The 17,940-nt window shown below is 73.3% G+C and carries 16 protein-coding genes and 1 riboswitch; of the genes, 6 read left to right on the top strand and 10 right to left on the bottom strand.

Going from position 1 to position 17,940, the window contains the following annotated elements; all coding sequences use genetic code 11:
* Position 1: 1 nt before the first annotated feature.
* Both D7223_RS29385 and D7223_RS29380 read right to left on the bottom strand, forming a co-directional pair.
* The gene (locus D7223_RS29385) at positions 2-523 is read right to left on the bottom strand and encodes a hypothetical protein (protein ID WP_186832329.1); all 522 of its coding nucleotides are present in this window, start codon (positions 521-523) and stop codon (positions 2-4) included.
* A gap of 78 nt (positions 524-601) precedes the next feature.
* Positions 602-2,467, bottom strand: coding sequence for a glycerol-3-phosphate dehydrogenase/oxidase (locus tag D7223_RS29380; RefSeq protein ID WP_120732391.1), 1,866 nt, complete (start codon positions 2,465-2,467; stop codon positions 602-604).
* A 28-nt stretch (positions 2,468-2,495) separates the two neighbouring features.
* Between D7223_RS29380 and D7223_RS29375 the strand changes: the two genes are divergently transcribed.
* The 3 genes from D7223_RS29375 to D7223_RS29365 all read left to right on the top strand — a co-directional run bounded on the left by D7223_RS29375 (position 2,496) and on the right by D7223_RS29365 (position 6,239).
* Complete coding sequence (locus D7223_RS29375; protein WP_120732388.1) at positions 2,496-4,955, top strand: S8 family serine peptidase; 2,460 nt, start codon at positions 2,496-2,498, stop codon at positions 4,953-4,955.
* A 64-nt stretch (positions 4,956-5,019) separates the two neighbouring features.
* Positions 5,020-5,955 carry a GNAT family N-acetyltransferase gene (locus D7223_RS29370; protein WP_120732386.1) on the top strand — a complete coding sequence of 312 codons (936 nt, stop codon included), beginning with the start codon at positions 5,020-5,022 and terminating at the stop codon, positions 5,953-5,955.
* A gap of 86 nt (positions 5,956-6,041) precedes the next feature.
* Positions 6,042-6,239 (top strand): hypothetical protein, encoded by a 198-nt coding sequence (locus tag D7223_RS29365; RefSeq protein ID WP_120732384.1) that lies wholly within the window; start codon positions 6,042-6,044, stop codon positions 6,237-6,239.
* Between the two features lie 84 nt (positions 6,240-6,323).
* Here D7223_RS29365 and groL read toward each other — a convergent pair whose 3' ends face one another.
* From groL to D7223_RS29350, 3 genes are all read right to left on the bottom strand, one after another.
* Positions 6,324-7,946, bottom strand: a complete 1,623-nt coding sequence (gene groL / locus D7223_RS29360) for a chaperonin GroEL (protein WP_120732383.1) — start codon at positions 7,944-7,946, stop codon at positions 6,324-6,326.
* A gap of 273 nt (positions 7,947-8,219) precedes the next feature.
* Positions 8,220-9,476 (bottom strand): hypothetical protein, encoded by a 1,257-nt coding sequence (locus D7223_RS29355; RefSeq protein ID WP_120732381.1) that lies wholly within the window; start codon positions 9,474-9,476, stop codon positions 8,220-8,222.
* Between the two features lie 131 nt (positions 9,477-9,607).
* Positions 9,608-9,811, bottom strand: coding sequence for a cold-shock protein (locus tag D7223_RS29350; RefSeq protein WP_120732379.1), 204 nt, complete (start codon positions 9,809-9,811; stop codon positions 9,608-9,610).
* 211 nt (positions 9,812-10,022) lie between these two features.
* Between D7223_RS29350 and D7223_RS29345 the strand changes: the two genes are divergently transcribed.
* On the top strand, positions 10,023-10,583 hold the full coding sequence (locus D7223_RS29345) for a GNAT family N-acetyltransferase (protein WP_120732377.1): 561 nt from the start codon (positions 10,023-10,025) through the stop codon (positions 10,581-10,583).
* A gap of 71 nt (positions 10,584-10,654) precedes the next feature.
* On the opposite strand, the gene paaN is transcribed toward D7223_RS29345, so the two are convergent.
* On the bottom strand, positions 10,655-12,328 hold the full coding sequence (paaN, locus tag D7223_RS29340; protein ID WP_186832328.1) for a phenylacetic acid degradation protein PaaN: 1,674 nt from the start codon (positions 12,326-12,328) through the stop codon (positions 10,655-10,657).
* A 112-nt stretch (positions 12,329-12,440) separates the two neighbouring features.
* On the opposite strand from paaN, the gene D7223_RS29335 reads away from it, so the two are divergent.
* A complete protein-coding gene (locus D7223_RS29335; protein ID WP_186832327.1) occupies positions 12,441-12,935 on the top strand; it encodes a hypothetical protein in 495 nt (164 codons plus the stop codon).
* Here the strand turns inward: D7223_RS29335 and D7223_RS29330 are convergent.
* Together D7223_RS29330 and thrC are read right to left on the bottom strand one after the other, a co-directional pair.
* A complete protein-coding gene (locus D7223_RS29330) occupies positions 12,874-13,893 on the bottom strand; it encodes a GNAT family N-acetyltransferase (protein WP_120732372.1) in 1,020 nt (339 codons plus the stop codon). The two genes, D7223_RS29335 and D7223_RS29330, sit on opposite strands and share 62 nt — an antisense overlap.
* A 331-nt stretch (positions 13,894-14,224) precedes the next feature.
* Complete coding sequence (gene thrC / locus D7223_RS29325; protein WP_120732370.1) at positions 14,225-15,511, bottom strand: threonine synthase; 1,287 nt, start codon at positions 15,509-15,511, stop codon at positions 14,225-14,227.
* 10 nt (positions 15,512-15,521) lie between these two features.
* Positions 15,522-15,657: riboswitch (SAM riboswitch) on the bottom strand.
* Between the two features lie 89 nt (positions 15,658-15,746).
* Between thrC and D7223_RS29320 the strand changes: the two genes are divergently transcribed.
* A complete protein-coding gene (locus tag D7223_RS29320; RefSeq protein ID WP_120732368.1) occupies positions 15,747-16,454 on the top strand; it encodes a DUF4232 domain-containing protein in 708 nt (235 codons plus the stop codon).
* 22 nt (positions 16,455-16,476) lie between these two features.
* Here D7223_RS29320 and D7223_RS29315 read toward each other — a convergent pair whose 3' ends face one another.
* Both D7223_RS29315 and D7223_RS29310 read right to left on the bottom strand, forming a co-directional pair.
* A complete protein-coding gene (locus tag D7223_RS29315) occupies positions 16,477-16,914 on the bottom strand; it encodes a DoxX family protein (protein WP_120732359.1) in 438 nt (145 codons plus the stop codon).
* Between the two features lie 297 nt (positions 16,915-17,211).
* A complete protein-coding gene (locus tag D7223_RS29310; protein WP_120732357.1) occupies positions 17,212-17,676 on the bottom strand; it encodes a hypothetical protein in 465 nt (154 codons plus the stop codon).
* Between the last annotated feature and the right edge of the window lie 264 nt (positions 17,677-17,940).

Below are 17,940 nucleotides of genomic sequence, written 5' to 3'. Positions count from 1 at the left end.
CTCAGGCGGTGGGCTCGGCCGGCGTCGCCTGGGTGAGCAGCAGCAGGATCTCGTACGCGATCGGCGGGCGCTCCTCGCCCGGGCAGTCCTGCGAGGTGATCAGGCCGGCGGCGGTGAGCAGGGTGGAGGTCAGGGCACCGATGCAGCTCACCCGGTACTGCCGGGCCTCGTCGGTCTCCTTCGCCAGCCCCGGGTCGGCGAGCAACGCCTGCAACCGGGTCACCTGCTCGCTGGCCAACGAACCGGCCGAGGTGACCCCGTCGCCCGCGCAGTCGGCGCACTCCCACCGGCCGTCCACGCTCACCTCAAGGCGGCGCAACGGACCGTCCTGACCGACCTTCTGCAGCAGGCTGACCCGACCCTGCTCGACGGTCGCCGCGCCGGGCAGACCGGTCCGGCCCGGTGTCGAACCGCCCGGCGCGGCCTCCTTTCCCGCGTCGGCGCCGGAGCACGCGGCGAGCACCAGGGCCGTCAGCACGGCGACGGAAAGGCGGACCGGACGGGACCAGGAAGCGGGAACCACGGGCCGCAACCTACCCCACCGTAGGTAGCGCCCGGAACCGGCCGACCGGATCGGCATCGACAGTGGACGGAAGATCGGTCAGCGCGACGACGACGGGAGTTCAGCCGGGTCGTCCTCGTCACCCCGGTCGGCGGCGAAGCCCCGTACGTCCGGCGCGCCCAACCGGGCCGCGTCCGCCGTCGCGTCGTCGGGCATCAGCTGGGACTGCCGCTCGGCCAGCACCCGGGCCCGGTAGTGCTCCACCTCCCGCGCCCGCGTCGCCGCGTCCCACCCGAGCACCGCGCCCATCAACTCGGCGGTGTGCTCGGCGGACTCCAGGCCCCGGTGGGTGGTCTCGAACGAGATCCGGGTACGCCGGGTCAGCACGTCCTCCAGGTGCAGCGCCCCCTCGGCGCGGGTCGCGTACGTCACCTCGGCGGCCAGGTACTCCGGTGCGCCGGCCAGCGGGGAGGCGAGCAGCGGATCGGCGTCGACCAGCGCGAGCAGGTCCCGGGTGAGCGTGCCGTAGCGCTCCAGCAGGTGCTCCACCACCCCGACCGGCACCCCGTGCCGGCGGGCCAGGTCTGCCCGGTCCCGCCAGATCGGCGCGTATCCGTCGGCGCCGAGCAGCGGCAGGTCGGCGGTGCGCGACGGGCGGACCGCGCCGAGCCGGTGGGCGGCCCGGTCGACCACGTCCGAGGCCATCACCCGGTACGTCGTGTACTTGCCGCCGGCCACCAGGAGCAGCCCGAGCATCGGCTCGAAGACCGCGTGTTCCCGGGACAGCTTGGAGGTGGAGTCCGCCTCACCGGCCAGCAGCGGCCGAAGCCCGGCGTAGACCCCCTCGATGTCGGCGGTGGTCAGCGGTCGGTCCAGGACGGTGTTGACCTGGTCGAGCAGGTATTCGATGTCGCGGGCGGACGCCGCCGGGTGGGACCGGTCCAGTCGCCAGTCGGTGTCCGTGGTGCCGATGATCCAGTGCCCGCCCCACGGGATGACGAAGAGCACGCTGGTCGGCGTACGCAGGATCAGCCCGGCCTCGCCGGTGATCGCCGAGCGGGGCACCACCAGGTGCACCCCCTTGGAGGCCCGCACCCGGATGCCGGGACGCAGCCCGACGTCGTTGAGCATCCGCGACATGTCGTCGCTCCACACGCCGGTGGCGCCGATGACCACCCGCGCGCGTACCTCGAACTCGGCCTCGGCGCCGGCGGGCGCCTCCAGGTCGCGCACCCGGACCCCGGTGACCTCGCGGGCCTGCCGGGTCAGCCCGACGGCGCGGGCGCTGGTCACCACGGTCGCGCCGAGGCTCGCCGCGGTGCGGGCGAGGGTGACCACCAGCCGGGCGTCGTCCACCTGCCCGTCGTAGTAGCGGATCGCGCCGGCCAGGGTGTCCGGACGCAGGCTGGGGAAGATCCGGCGAGCGCCCTCCCGGCTGAGGTGCCGGTGCAGGGGCATGCCGCGACCGCCGCCGAAGACGCCCGCGAAGGCGTCGTACGCGGCCACGCCGGCCCCGTAGTAGGAGCGGCGGAACAGCCGGGCGGGCAGGTCCCGGACGCCCTGACCGGCGGGCAGCGGGACCAGGATCGGCACCGGCCGGACCAGGTGCGGGGCGAGCCGGGTGGCCAGCAGGCCGCGCTCGGTCAGCGCCTCGTGCACCAGGTGGAACTCCAACTGCTCCAGGTAGCGCAGGCCGCCGTGGATGAGCTTGCTGGACCGGCTGGAGGTGCCGGCGGCGAAGTCCCGCGCCTCCACCAGGGCCACCTTGAGCCCCCGGGAGGCGGCGTCCACGGCCGCACCCGCCCCGGTCACACCCCCGCCGATGATCAGGACGTCGAAGCGTTCCGCCCGGAGTCGGCGCAGGTCGGCGGCCCGCCGTTCGGGCGAGAGCTGACCTGCGACGGACCGGGAGACGTTGGGGTCACGCACGGGTCCACGGTAGCTGGCGCGACCGTGCGGTGGCATCTGCCGCCCGCGCCGTACTGTCGAGGTCATGGAGATCGGCCCCGCCCGTCCCCCCGGCCCGCCCGTTCCCCCGGCACCGCCCCGGCCCGGCCCGTGGGCGGTCGTCGCGGCCGTGCTCACCGGGTTGTGGATCGTCGGGTTCACCGTGGTCGCCCAGCTCGGCGGCGCGCTGGCCGACCAGATCCTGCTCGCGTCCGGCCTGGACCGGACGGTCTGGCTGTGGCCGGTGCTGGCGCTGGTCACGGTGCTGTTCGCCGGTGCGCCCGCGCTGGCCCTGGCGCTGGGGCCGCGCTCGGTGGCGGTCCGGGCGACCGGCCGGGTCTGGCTGGCCGGGGCACTCGCGTCGGGCCTGTTCGGGCTGCTGCGGGTGATCCCCCCGGTGCACCACGAGGCCTACCTGGCCGCCCTCGCCGTGGCCGCCGCTACCGCCGCCGTGATCTTGCACTCTCTGCCCCGACGAAAAGGGCGAATGGCGCAACCGAGCGACCCGAAGCGCAAGATCGCGGTGGGGCCGCTCGGGGTGGCCGGTGGGCTGCTTCTCCTTCTGCCCTGGGTCTGGGTGGGGGCGCTCGGGGGATTCCTGGAAACCCTTCTCGCCCTCGTCGCCGCGGCGGCGGTCGGCGTGGTGGCCGCCGCGCTGCTGGACGACGCGTTCTGGTCGGCGTTCGCGGTCGGTTCGCCGCCCCGGCCGGCACGACTGGTGCTGGTCGGCGGCCTGGTCGCCGGGGTGGCACTGCTGCTGCTCGGCGCCGGGGTCGGCCAGTCGGGCGCCCAGTTGCCGCTCCTGCTGACCCTGCCGCCGGCCGGCTTCGCGCTGGCAGCCCTGGCGGCGGCTACCCGCCGGCCGGCCGGCACCGACGCCCCGGCGGCCTCCGCCGCGACTCCGGAAGCGGCCGCCGGGCGGGCCGCGACCCGCTGGCTGGTCGGGCTGGGCGTGCTCGGGCCGCTGGCGTTCACCGACCCGGAGGAGATCACGGTCGTCCTGGCGAACACCCGCGACGTGCCGTTCTGGGTGGCGGTCGCGGCCGCCGCCGGGCTGGTCGTCGCGGTCGGCCTCGCGGTGGTGTACGGCGTACTGCTCGCCCGTCCCCGGTCCGGCGCACCGAGCCGGCGGGTGGCCGGGGTGACCGTCGCGGTCCTGGCCGCCGCCGTCGGGGTGGTCGCGGTCGGCTTCGGCCAACCGGGCCTGCACGGCGAGCGACTGCTGGTGGTGCTGCGGGAACAGGCGGACCTGGCCGGCGTACCCGCCACGGCGGGGCGGGCCGGGCGCGACGCGCGGGCGACCGAGGTGTACCGGCGACTGGTGGACACCGCCGACCGGACCCAGGCCGACCTGCGCCGGGACCTGCGCCGGCTGCGGCTCGACCACACCCCTTACTACCTGGTCAACGCCGTCGAGGTGGACGGCGGGCCAGCGGTTCGGGCCTGGCTGTCCCGCCGTCCCGAGGTGGCCCGGGTGCTGGTCAGCCAGCGGGTCCGGCCGCTGCCCGCACCGGCCGGCGTGACCCGGGGGGACGCGCCCGCGCCGACCGGGCCGGAGTGGAACATCCGGATGATCGGTGCCGACCGGGTCTGGTCGGAGCTTCGGGTGACCGGTGCCGGCGTCACCGTGGGCAGTTCCGACTCCGGCGTGGACGGCGGGCACCCGGCGCTGGCCGGCGGATTCCGGGGCGGCGACGACTCCTGGTACGACCCGTGGGACGGCACCGGATCCCCCACCGACCAGGGCGGACACGGTACCCACACGATCGGCAGCGCGGTCGGCCGCGACGGCATCGGGGTGGCACCCGGCGCCGGTTGGGTGGGCTGCGTCAACCTGGACCGCAACCTGGGCAACCCGGCCTACTACCTGGACTGCCTCCAGTTCATGCTCGCGCCGTTCCCACCCGGCGGGGACCCGTTCACCGACGGCCGCCCGGCCCGCGCGCCGGAGATCCTGACCAACTCGTGGGGCTGCCCGGCGATCGAGGGCTGCGATCCCGGGGTGCTCCGACCGGCCGTCGACGCGCTGGACGCCGCCGGGATCCTGGTCGTCGCGGCGGCCGGCAACACCGGCCCCTACTGCGCGTCGATCGACGACCCGCCCGCGCCGTACGCGTCGGCGCTCACCGTCGGTGCGGTGGACGACCGGCGGCGGGTCACCGACTTCTCCTCGCGGGGGCCGGCGCCCGGCGGGGCGGCCAAACCCGACCTGGTCGCGCCCGGGGCGGAGGTGGTGTCCGCGATGCCGGGCGGCGGGTACGCGGCGCTCAGTGGCACGTCGATGGCGACTCCGCAGGTGGCCGGCGTGGTGGCACTGATGTGGTCGGCCAATCCTGCGCTCGTCGGTGACCTGGACCGGACCCGGGCCATCCTCGCCGACACCGCCACACCCACGGAGACGCCGACCGACATCTGCGGCGACCGGCGCAACCTCACCGGCGCCGGCCTGGTCGACGCGTACGCCGCCGTCCGCGCCGCCCAGAACGAAGGAAGGGCCCCTTCTTAACGCCTGGTGAGGTAAAAGGGCCCCTTCTTAACAGTTGACCTTCCGTGCTCTAGGGTCGGCGACCATGGACGGGGAGATCATCGTCACGAAGCTGTCCGCCGCACAGGGTCCGGACGTGGTGGAGCTGTGCCGGCGGGCGCTCGACCTGCCGGAGGACGCCGCCGAGGCGGACGTCCTGGTCGACACGCTCTGGACCCGGGCCGGGGCGGACCGGCCGGTGGTGGCGCTCGGGGCGTACGCGGGAGCCGACCTGGTCGGGGTGCTGATCTGTTCGGTCTCCGCGCGGGAGACCGGCCTCGGGCACGTGGACCTGGTGGCGGTGGACCCGGGACGCCGGCGCCGGGGGGCGGGACGGGCGCTGCTGGCGTACGCCGAGCGGACCCTCGCCGGGCTGGGCGCGACCGAGGTGCTGCTCGCCGGGAACCCGCCCTGGTACGGCTGGCCGGGCATCGACGTGCGGTACACCCCGGCGGTCTGCGCCGCGCTGGCGCTGGGTTACACCCAGGACCGTACGGCGTGGAACATGACGGCGGATCTGTCGTACGCCGGATCGCCCGCCCTGCGCCCGACGGACGCCGCGGAGACGCGCCTGGCCGGTCAGGGGGTGTCCGTGCGCCGCGCGGTGCCGGCGGACCTGCCGGCGCTGGCCGCGTTCGCCCGGTCCACCTTCGGCGGGGCGTGGGACGCGGAGCTGGCCGGTTCGCTCGGCCGCGACCGGGCGGGGTGCCACCTGGCCGAACGGGACGGCGAGCTGCTCGGGTTCGCGGCGTGGGGGTCGTCCCGGCCGAGCTGGTTCGGGCCGATGGGCACCGCGCCGGCGGCGGCGGGGTCCGGGATCGGCGGGGTGCTGCTGCGCCGCTGCCTGGCCGACCAGCGGGCGGCCGGGGTCGACGCGGCGCAGATCGGCTGGGTGGGGCCGGTGCCGTTCTACTCGGGCAGCGCGGGTGCGCGGATCGAGCGGGTCTTCTTCCTGTACCGGAGAGCGCTCCGAGATCAATAACGGGCGAATAGGATATAGACCCAGATAGTGTCATTCGCCCGCGTGGGCCATCGATGCCCCCTACCGTTTCGGTAGAGGAGGCACCCATGACCACGGACGACGAACTGCCCGGCCCGTTGCCGTTCGACCGGCTCGACTACGGCGACGCCGAGCAGCGGGCCGAGATGTCCGGCGCCGACGAGCCGGCCGACGAGCCGGTCACGCCGGTCGACGAGCCGGTCCAGGCCCGGCAGACGTACGACCGGGATCAGAAACGACGCAACCAGCGGCCCCTGCCGACGTGACGGCTCCGGCGGACGCCGCCGACGTACGCGGAAAGGGGCGGACCGCTGACGCGGCCCGCCCCTTTCGGCGTAGTGGAACTGGACTCAGAAGTCCATGTCCCCGCCACCCGGACCAGCCGGGGCGGCCGGGGTCTTCTCCGGCTTGTCCGCCACGACGGCCTCGGTGGTGAGGAACAGCGCCGCGATCGACGCCGCGTTCTGCAGCGCCGAACGGGTCACCTTGGCCGGGTCGATGATGCCCGCGGCCAGCAGGTCCACGTACTCGCCGTTGGCGGCGTTGAGGCCGTGGCCCGCGTCGAGGTTACGAACCTTCTCCACCACGACGCCGCCTTCGAGGCCGGCGTTGACGGCGATCTGCCGCAGCGGGGCGTCCAGCGCGATCCGGACGATCTGCGCGCCGGTCGCCTCGTCACCGGCGAGGTCCAGCTTGTCGAAGGCGGTCTTGCCGGCCTGCACCAGCGCGACGCCACCACCCGGGACGATGCCCTCCTCGACGGCGGCCTTCGCGTTGCGGACGGCGTCCTCGATGCGGTGCTTACGCTCCTTGAGCTCGACCTCGGTGGCCGCGCCGACCTTGATCACCGCAACACCGCCGGCCAGCTTGGCCAGGCGCTCCTGCAGCTTCTCGCGGTCGTAGTCGGAGTCCGACTTGTCGATCTCGGCCCGGATCTGGTTGACCCGGCCCTGGATCTGCTCGGCGTCACCGGCACCGTCGACGATCGTGGTCTCGTCCTTGGTGACCACGACCTTGCGGGCCCGGCCCAGCATGTCGACGCTGACGGCGTCCAGCTTGAGGCCGACCTCCTCGCTGATGACCTGGCCACCGGTGAGGATGGCGATGTCGGTCAGCATGGCCTTGCGGCGGTCACCGAAGCCCGGCGCCTTGACGGCGACCGACTTGAAGGTGCCCCGGACCTTGTTGACCACCAGGGTGGCCAGGGCCTCGCCCTCCAGGTCCTCGGCGATGATCAGCAGCGGCTTGCCGCCCTGCATGACCTTCTCCAGGATCGGGAGCAGGTCCTTCACCGACGAGATCTTGCTGTTGACGATCAGGATGTACGGGTCGTCGAAGACGGCCTCCATACGCTCCGGGTCGGTCATGAAGTAGGCCGAGATGTAGCCCTTGTCGAAGCGCATGCCCTCGGTGAGCTCCAGCTCCAGCCCGAAGGTGTTGCTCTCCTCGACGGTGATGACGCCTTCCTTGCCGACCTTGTCCATCGCCTCGGCGATGATCTCGCCGACGGTGTTGTCACCGGCGGAGATGGAGGCGGTGGAGGCGATCTGCTCCTTGGTCTCGACGTCCTTGGCGAGCTTCAGCAGCTCCTCCGAGACGCTCGCCACGGCAGCCTCGATGCCCCGCTTCAGGGCCATCGGGTTGGCACCGGCGGCCACGTTGCGCAGGCCCTCACGGACCAGGGCCTGGGCCAGGACGGTCGCCGTCGTCGTGCCGTCACCGGCGACGTCGTCGGTCTTCTTGGCGACCTCCTTGACCAGCTCGGCGCCGATCTTCTCGTACGGGTCCTCGAGCTCGATCTCCTTGGCGATGCTCACACCATCGTTGGTGATGGTGGGGGCACCCCACTTCTTCTCGAGCACGACGTTGCGGCCCTTGGGGCCGAGCGTCACCTTCACGGCGTCGGCGAGCTGGTTCATGCCCCGCTCGAGGCCGCGGCGCGCCTCTTCGTCGAACGCGATCATCTTGGCCATACGGCGTTGTCCTCCTGGACACTCACGGGCCACCCGAGTGTGTGTCCCGGATGGGCCGCCTGGTGTACGCACCTGGGGACGTCGCCACCTGGCGACGACGACGTCTCCCCGATCGGGCCGGACAGCCCGCGACGACCGGCCTCGTGCCGCACCCGCGACTGGGCGCTGGTGCGGCCGTGGCCCTACCGCCCCGACCGTTGGCACTCACGGTATGCGAGTGCCAATGACTTGTTTAGCACTCTCCCCTGCCGAGTGCAAGCACGATCGCCCCGGTCAGCCGAGTTCCGCCGCCAGTCGCGCGGCGTTCACCGGGCCCTCGTACGCCCGCTGCTCGGCGTACGTGACGACCAGGCCGACGAGCTGGGCGAGCTGCGCCGGCAGGGTCAGCACCGCACCCACCAGGCTGACCAGCACGATGCCCACCGTGGTGCCGGGCGAGTCCAGCGGAGTGGCGCCGAACGGCAGTCCGGCCACCGCCTCGACCAGTACGGCCGCCAGGGACACCAACACGACCGCCGCCGCCACCAGCGCCACCCGGCCCAGGACCATGCCGAACCGGTCGTGGAACATCCGGAACGACCGGCCGATCGGGTTGTGCCGTTCGAAGAGGTAGACCGGCCCGGCCAGGCTGAGCGCGAACGCGAGGTAGATGCCGGGCAGGATGCAGAAGCAGACGCCGACGGTGATCAGAAGACCCACCAGCAGGCTCCAGCCCCACAGGCCCAGCGCCCGGCGTACGCCGTGGCGCAGCGCGTCGCCGACGCCCACCGGCTCGCCGGCCGCCTGCCGGGCGACCACCCAGGTGCCGGCCGCCCAGCCGATGGCCTGGAGCAGACCGAAGAGCACCAGACCACCGAGGAGTACGCCGAACAGCACGGCCAGGTCGGGCAGGAAGTTGTCCGGGAGGGCGTCCGGGTTCTCCGCCATCGAGGACTCCCACCTCGCCGACGGGTCGACCGCCAGCGACAGCAGGGACACCAGCAGGCCGGGGAGCACCTGGGTGAGCAGCAGGATGGGCAGCAGCACGGGCCACCCCCGCCGTACCGCCCCGACACAGCGCGCCCACCAGCCGCCCACCCCGGCCCCGGGCGGGGTCACCAGCGAATCGTGCGGGTCCAGGCCGGGCGGGTACCAACCCCCGCCGTACGCGGGAGCCGGCCAGGTCGCCGGCGCACCCGGGTACCAGGGCTGACCCGGCACCGCACCGCCGTACTGGGCGTACGGCTCGGTGGGCGGGCCGTACGGGCCGGCGGGTGCGCCGGGCTGAGCCGGCGGACCGGGCTGGCCCGGCGGCGGGGCGCCGTACTGCCCCGGCGGTTCCTGCGGCGCACCGGAGGTCTGGCCGGACGGCGGAGCGGCGGGCGGGCCGGACGGCGGAGCGGCGTAGGGATCCGTCGGTGGGGTGCTGGGCGGGGTCGAGCCGTGGGGCGGACCGGACTGCGGCGCGGTCGGGTCACCCGACGGCCGCGCCCAGGGGTCGGGTTCCCCGGCGGGGGGCGACGGGGTGGACGGAGGCTGCTGGTCGGACAAGGAACCCTCCTCAGCGACGGCTGGAAAGGCTCATGATCCTCCAACACCGCACACCCGGACCGCAGCCCCACCCCACCGGCTCGCGACCGGTTCCGGTGACCGGAGCGCGGGGCGGGCCGACCGACGGTCGGTCAGGCGATGAGGCGTACCCGCTCGGCCTGGGGGCCCTTCTGGCCCTGGCTGATCTCGAACTCCACCCGCTGGCCGTCGTCCAACGCCTTGTAGCCGTCCATCTCGATGGCGGAGAAGTGGACGAAGACGTCCTGCCCTCCGTCGACGGCGATGAAGCCGTAGCCCTTTTCGGAGTTGAACCACTTGACGGTGCCCTGCGCCACGGTGCACTTCCTTACTCTGCACGGCATTCCACGACCCGGAAGCCGGCCTGCCGACGTCCGGGGGACCACCGCTCTCGGCGATCGGTGGCGATCGCTGAATCAGTGACCGAAATCGCACGCTACACGAGGAGTGACGGTCTCGCACGACCACAAATCGGGCACGTTTCCGGCGACGGGCATCGTCATCCGTCGTTGTGATAGGTATGCGCCCATGACGAGCGGACCGGTGCCCGACGTGGCACGACCACCGTCCCGACGGGACCTCGGCGGGCGGCGGGCGCCGGTGCGGCGGATCCGCCCGGAGGACGCCGCCCGGATGCGGGCGTTGCGGCTGGAGATGCTCGCGGACGCGCCGCTGGCCTTCCTGGAGACCATCGCGGACGCCGCCGCGCGGCCGCACGCCGAGTACGCGGCCCGGGTCGCCCGCACCTCGGTCGGGACCCGCGACGCCCAGTTCGTGGCGGATCCCGGCGGCCGGTTCGTCGGGCACGCCGGGGGCACGGTGCCGCCGGACGAGCCGGGCCTGACCGTCGTGTACGCCATCTACGTCACCCCGTCCTGGCGGGGCACCGGCCTGCTCGGCGACCTGATCGAGGCGGTCGCCGACTGGTCCCGTGCCGGCGGTCGGCCGGAGCTGATGCTGGAGGTCGTGGTCGGCAACGACCGGGCCTTCCGGGCGTACCAGCGGCTCGGCTTCACCGACACCGGCGTACGCGTCCCGCACCCGACGGTCCCCGCGCTGACCGAACTCCAGATGCGCCGCCCGGCCTGATCACCGCCGCCGACGTTAAGAAGGGGCCCCTCCTCTACCCCAGGCGTTGAGAAGGGGCCCTTCCTTACGCCTCAGGCGGGGCGGCGGCTCTGGACCACCCGGAAGCGGTTCGCCACGTAGGCACCGTCGGTCAGGGCCGAGTTCGCGGCCGGGTTGGCGCCGCTGCCGTGGAAGTCGGAGAAGGCCGCCGACTGGTTCACGAACACGCCGCCGGTCAGGTTGCAGGACAGGTGCACACCCACCTCGATCGCCGCGGCCTCGGCCGCGTCCAGGACCGCCTCGTCGGTGGAGTAGACGGCCGCGGTCAGCGCGCCCTTCTCGCCGACCGTCGCGCGGAGGATCTCCAGGCTGTGCGCGGTGGAGTCGGTCGCGATGGCGAAGGAGATCGGCCCGAACCACTCCCGCGCGTAGGTCGCGGTGTCGTCGGCGGCGAGCTTGACCAGGGTCGGCGTACGCACCACCGCGCCGGGGAAGGCCGGGTGCTCGACCGTACGGGACTCCAGCACCGGCTCGCCGATCTTGGTGATCTCGTCGAGGCGCTCCAGCACGCCGTCGTTGACGATCGCACCGGTCAGCTCCACGCCGCGCGCCGGGTCGGCGGTGAGCTTCCCGATCGCCGCCGCGATGCCGCCGGCCACCTCGTCGAAGCTCTTGTGCCCCTGGTCGGTGGCGATGCCGTCGGCGGGGATCAGGATGTTCTGCGAGGTGGTGCACATCTGGCCGCTGTACAGGGTCAGCGTGAAACCGAGGTTGCGGCACAGGCCGGCGAAGTCGTCGGTGGAGTCCACCACGACGGTGTTCAGGCCGGCCTTCTCGGTGTAGACGGCGGCCTGTCGGGCGTTCGCCTCCAGCCAGTCGCCGTACTCGGTGGAGCCGGTGAAGTCGACGATCCGCACCGCCGGGTGCAGGGCCAGGGTCGAGGCGAGCTTCTCGCCGGGGGCCTCGGGGGCGAGCAGCACCAGGTTCGGGTCGAAGCCGGCCTCGGCCAGGACCTCCCGGGCGTACCGCACGGTGATCGCCAGCGGCAGCACCGCGCGCGGGTGCGGCTTGACCACCACCGGGTTGCCGGTGACCAGCGAGGCGAAGAGCCCCGGGTACGAGTTCCAGGTCGGGAAGGTGTTGCAGCCGATCACCAGGGCGACACCCCGGGGCACCACGTGGAACGTCTTGGTCATCCGCAGCGGGTCGCCCTTGCCGGCGGCCTTCTCCCAGCCGGCCGTCCGCGGGTGCCGGGTCATCTCCGCGTACGCGTAGGCGACCGCCTCCAGCGCGCGGTCCAGCGCGTGCGCGCCGCCCGCCTGGAACGCCATCACGAACGCCTGGCCGCTGGTGAACTGCACCGCGTTGGCCAGTTCGAAGATGTGCTTGTGCAGCCGGTCGAGGATCTCCAGGCAGACCTCGGCGCGGGTCTGCGGACCGGCGTCGCGCCAGGCCGGCAGGGCGGCCGTCGCGGCGGCGACCAGCTCGTCGGCGCCCGCGTGCGGGTAGCGCACGTCCAGCGGCACGCCGAACGGGCTCGTCTCGGTGGCGATCCGGTCGCCGGCACCGGGCTGGTCGAGGGGGAAGTCGGCGTCCAGGTACGCCTCGAACGCGGCCTTGCCGTCGGCGGCGGCGGTCTCGCCGTACACCCTGGGGCTGGGCGACTCGGGGTAGGCGGACCAGTACCCCCGCTCCTTGATCGCGGTCAGCGCGCGGTGGAGGGTGTCGGCGTGCCTGTCGTAGCGGGGGTGCGGGGTCTCCGTCATGCCCGCCATCATGCAACAGAAAGCCCCCAGATCAGTAGGGCAGTGTCACAACTTTGCCCGGTTGCCGCCGGCGCGGGTGGCGCGGCCCGCGGATCGGTCGCATGCTCAGGGGGTGCGGCAGCGGGCCTGCGCGCGGGCGACCTGGCTCAACGGCACCACCCCGGTCGGGCTGGTGCTGGCGGTGCTGGCCCGGACCAGCCGGGTGCGTACGCCGGACGGGGTGATCGTGGCCGGCGGCTACCGGTGGCGGGTGCCCCGCCAGGACTGCTTCACGGTCGGTTCGGTGGTGTTGACCCGCCGGCCGCCGGAGTGGCTGCTGCACCCCGACCGGGCCGACCTGCTGGATCACGAACTGCGGCACACCCGCCAGTACGCGCTGCTCGGGCCGCTGTTCTGGCCCGCGTACTGGCTGGCCTGCCTCTGGTCGTACGGCCTGACCGGCAGCTACGGCCGGGCGAACACCTTCGAGCGGCGGGCCGGGCTGGCCGCCGGCGGTTACCGGGAGCCGGTGCTGCGCCCGTGGGCCGCCCGCGCGGCGGCCCGGCTCAGAGGTCCAGCTGCCAGTCCGTCCACGCGTCGACGGCGCGGAAACCCATCCGCTCGTTGATGTTGATCATGTAGTCGTTGACGGCGGCGTTCCAGGTGTCGATCGCGGTGAGCCGCGGCTCGCGGGCCAACGCGTACCGCAGATTCTCGATCTTGACGATCAGGCCGAGCCGGTGTCCCCGGTGGTCCGGATCCACGATGGTGGTGGCCTGCCAGGCGTGCCACGGCGCCGATCCGCCGACGTCGAGCATCGTCCAGGCGACCAGGGCACCGGTCGCCGGGTCCACCGCGCCGTGGTGGTAGACGCGCCGGCCCCGCGCCGTCAGCGCGGCCTCGATCCCCCGGATCCGCTCGTCGTCGACCTTCTCCGGCTCCATGTCCAGGTCACCCATCGGCGCGTCGGTGAGGATCCGGCCCTCCAGCCGGGCGACGTCGGCGACGTACTCGTCCGGGACCCGGCCGTGCCACCCCACCACCCGGTAGCCGTCCGCCCGGGACCGCGCCTCGGCCAGCAGCGCGTCCAGCGCGGCCTGGTCGACGCCGGTGGTGTCCAGCCGGCGGCGGACCTCGGCCAGTGCCGGCTTCGCGCCGGTCGCCGCCGAGAAGGCCGCGCCGGCCTCCGGTCGCGGCGGCCCGCCGGGCAGCGCCGCCACCGCGTTCCAGAACAGCCGCTTGCGGCCGTGCTCCCCGGCCACCTCCCGGGCGGACGCGAACAGCGCCCGACCGGCACCGCGACGCCGGTGCTCCGGGTGGACCTCGATGGTGACACTGGCGAGGTCGGTGTTGTCCAACTGCGGCAGCCGCACCTGGACCCGCCCGACGGCGATCCCGTCGACCCGGGCGAGGGCGTGCCACCACCCGTTGCCGGGTGTCGGGTGGGCCAGCGTGGCGCCGAACTCCGCGCGGTCCTCCAACGGGAAGTCCGGCACGTCGGCTGCGGTGGCGGCGGTGGCGATGCGGTGCGCCTCGTCGATCGCGGCCGGGTCGGACACGTCGAACGGCGTGACGACGATGCTCATGTCGCGAGGATGCCCGGGAGAAACGTCGAGGGCCAGCGAATTAACCGCTGGCCCTCGTCACGTTGGTCGGGAGGGACGATCGCACGACGCCTCCGGCGTCGGGTCGTAAAACTTCGCAAAGTCTTCGGCGAAACGCCCTCCCGCACGGAGCATCTTGCGCTGCCCGGTTCCTGCCGTCAAGTCCTGTGCAGCGCGTTTCCCCCAAACCCCGAAAAAGCCGGCTACCACGTGCCTCGATCCGGTCCCCCAGCCATGATCGCCTGCACGGGGGCCGTCGACGGCACGGCGCGTCGGACCGCTGAGCAGCAGACGATCACACCTCGGGCGACTCTCAGCCGAGGAGGCCGGCGTCGCGGGCGGCGCGCAGGGACGGCTTGATGCGGTGGGTCGGGCCGACCTGGGCGGCGACGGCGTCGATGGTCTTCAGGCCCTCACCGGTGTTGAAGACGACGGTCTCGGCTTCCGGGTCGAGCCGGCCGGACTCGACGAGCTTGCGGAGCACCGCGACGGTCACCCCACCGGCGGTCTCGGCGAACACGCCGGTGGTCCGGGCCAGCAGCCGGATGCCCTCGCGGATCTCGTCGTCGTCGACGTACTCCATCCAGCCGCCGGTGCGCCGCACCGCCTCCAGGGCGTACAGGCCGGCGGCCGGGTCGCCGATGTTGAGCGACTTGGCGATGCCGGTGGGCTTCACCGGGGTGATCGTGTCGGTGTCGGCGTGCAGCGCGGTGGCGATCGGGTTACAGCCGGCGGACTGCGCGCCGAACACCTTCCAGCCACCGGCCGGCGCCTCGACCAGGCCGATCTCGACCAGCTCCGCGAACGCCTTGTCGATCTTGGTGAGCAGCTCACCGGAGGCCATCGGGACGACCACCTGGGCGGGGATGCGCCAGCCGAGCTGCTCGGCCACCTCGTAGCCGAGGGTCTTGGAGCCCTCGGCGTAGTACGGGCGGACGTTCACGTTGACGAACGCGGTGTCCTCGAACTCGTCGGTCTCCACCAGTTCGCCACAGAGCCGGTTCACGTCGTCGTACGAGCCGTCGATGGCGACCAGTTCGCCGCCGTACACCGCGGTGGTGACGACCTTGCCCTGCTCCAGGTCGCTGGGGATGAAGACCACCGACGGCGTACCGGCGCGGGCCGCGTGGGCGGCCACCGAGTTGGCCAGGTTGCCGGTGGAGGCACAGGCGAAGCGGGTGAAGCCGAGCGCCTTCGCGGCGGTCAGCGCCACCGACACCACCCGGTCCTTGAAGGAGTGGGTCGGGTTGGCGCTGTCGTCCTTGACCCACAGCGGCGCGGTGATGCCCAGCTCGGCGGCGAGGTGCGGGGCGGCGACCAGTGGGGTCAGCCCCGGATCGAGGGTGACCCGGGTGGCCGGGTCCTGGCCGGCGGGCAGCAGGGCCGCGTACCGCCAGATGTTCTGCGGCCCGGCCTCGATCTGCTCGCGGGTGACCGCGGCCAGCGCGGCGGTGTCGTAGTCGACCTCAAGCGGGCCGAAACACTCGTAACAGGCGTGCTGCGCGGCCAGCGGGTAGCGCGCCGAACAGGCGCGGCAGACCAGGGCACGGGCGGGGCTGGCGGCGGTGTCGATGCCGGAGGGGGCGAGCGTCGACGTCATGTCGAGAGTCCTCTCATCTTTCCCCGCATCGCACTCTGCGGCGGGGACGGAATTGGCACCTGCCCCGCCGGTCGCTCAGCGATGAGCGCGCGGGGTGGTTGCCGGGGCGTCGTCGGGCCGTATCCCTCAGCCCCTCTGGATGAGGTATGCAGTTGTGCCACGGAGTCTATGCAATGCCCGCCGAACCGCCCAGCGGGGTTCCCACCTACTGAACCCCGGGTGCGAGGATCGGATCATGTTTCCTCGATCCGCCGCACCGCGCCGCCGGGCCGCCCTGTTCGGCCTGCCGGTCACCGCAGCGCTGCTGCTCGGCGGGTGCGGGCCGGCGTCGCCGCCGGGGTCCGGGCCCGCACGCGCGACCGGTTCCGGGCCGGTGTCGGGCCCGGCGGAGCCGGCGCCGGGAAGGACCGCCCCGGCCACCGCCGGGCCGGAAACCCCCTGCCCGGCGGATGGGGTACGGATCCGGGCGACCGGCAGCGACGCCGCGATGGGCCTGCGGGCGATGGGCCTGGAACTGGTCAACTGCGGCAGCGTCAGCTACCGGCTGCGCGGTTACCCCGCACTGCGCCTGTTCGACGCCGACGGCGGCGCGATCACGGTACGGGTGGTCGAGGGCGCGACCGGCATCACCGGCGGCTTCGACGACCCGCCCCGGTCGCTGACGTTGCGTCCCGGCGAGCGGGCCGGGGCCGCCCTCATCTGGCGCAACCTGGTCACCGACCCGACAGTGGTCGCCACCACCGCCGAGGGCCTGGAGGTCGCGCCGGTGGCCGGGCAGCCGGCCCGGGCCGTCGACCCGGACGGGCCGATCGACCTGGGCAACACCGGCCGGATCGGGGTCAGCGCGTGGAAGAAGCGCACCGGCCCGGCCCCCACGCCGACCACCGGACTGCCGGGCCGGCCGGGACGGCCGGAGCCGACCCGGTCGGCACCGCTGCCGTGAGCTGACGCCGGTGCCGCGCCGGTCAGGCGGGCACCGACGCGGGTTCGGCGGTGGGCGCCGGGGCGGGCCGCCGGGCGCGCAGCAGGGTGTCCAGCGCCCAGGGCCCCGGGCCGAGCGCCGCGACCAGCAGGAACGACCAGCAGAACAGGGCGGCCAGCTCGCCGCCGTTGCGCAGCGGCAGCAGCGCGTCCGGCTGGTGGACGACGAAGTACGCGTACGCCATCGAGCCGGACGCGACCAGCGCGGCCGGGCGGGTCAGCAGGCCGACCAGCACCAGGGCGCCGCAGACCGCCTGGATCAGCGCGGCCCACCAGCCCGGCCACTGGCCGAGCGGGACCGCCTCGCCGCTGCCCCGGTTGCCGCCGAGGACGCCGAACAGCGACGCCAGGCCGTGACAGAGGAACAACAGGCCGATGACCGTACGGAAGAGGGACAGCGCGGGACCGCCGATCCGGTGCATTCCGATACCTCCGATCGAGGGGATGAGGCCACCAGAATGCGCATACTCATCCATGCGAGTCGATGAGTTCCTCCACTGTGGGAACGCTCCCACAGCGGGAACGCGCCGAGTCACAGGTCCTAGGTGAATGAGAGGCACCTGAGGCGGACGGGCCAGGATGGCCCGTGGTCTCACCTGGCGGGACTGCACCGGCCGCCGGCCCGACCCCGAGCCGGACACGAACTGGTCAAGCGAGGGTATCGCCGGCCCGTCCGTGCCGAGCACGGATGCGGGATGCGCGCCGATTCCCCGTACGCCTCAGTCACAGCCGACCGGCGGCTCGACGCGCGGCCACGCCTCGACCCGGCGAGGATCGGTGGTCACGAGGTAGGCACGGGTGTCTCGGTCGCTCGGGGCCAGCCACAATGTCGTGCTCCCGCTCGTGTAGCCGGTGGCCTGGGCGTCCCGCGGAAGGGTCGCGTCTGGTTGGTACGCCCGGCGCAGCGCTTCATCACCGAGTACGCCCTCGGGATCGCGGACGTACTGCCGCGTCTCCGATCGGTCACTCGCGTCGGTGCCGGGCGGCCAAGACACGTGCAGAAACTGCGCCTGCTCCCAGTTGCAGTGCGGATGGCCGGCGTAGGACGTGACCTCGTCAGCACTGACTTCCCGCCCGTCACGCGACCAGATGTCTGGGCTTGCTGCCGCCGACTCACGATTGCACGCAGCGAGCACGGCCGTGACGATGAACGCCGCCGCGATCCGTCCGATGGCGGTACGCATGGGTTGGAAATTCACCGGGACCGCTACGAAGCCGTGGCCACCGCGCAGGCAACCGCGACGACAGCGGCGCCGGCCCCGAGCAGCCGGCGGACAGCCGCCGCATGGGACGTCGCGGGATCCAAGACAGGCAACTTTTTTGGGTCTTGTGACGTGTCTGTGGGTGGTTGGGCGCGTCAGTGATGGCGCACGCCGTTGTCCTGCCTAGGTTCTGGCTTGTCGAAGGTCAGAACTGTGAGGGCGGGAGAACGGCGTGCGTTCTGCCAG

The organism is Micromonospora endolithica, assembly GCF_003626595.1.
GTDB lineage: Bacteria > Actinomycetota > Actinomycetes > Mycobacteriales > Micromonosporaceae > Micromonospora > Micromonospora endolithica.
Note: the sequence above shows the minus strand (reverse complement) of the source record. Positions and strands in the feature narration are given on the sequence as shown.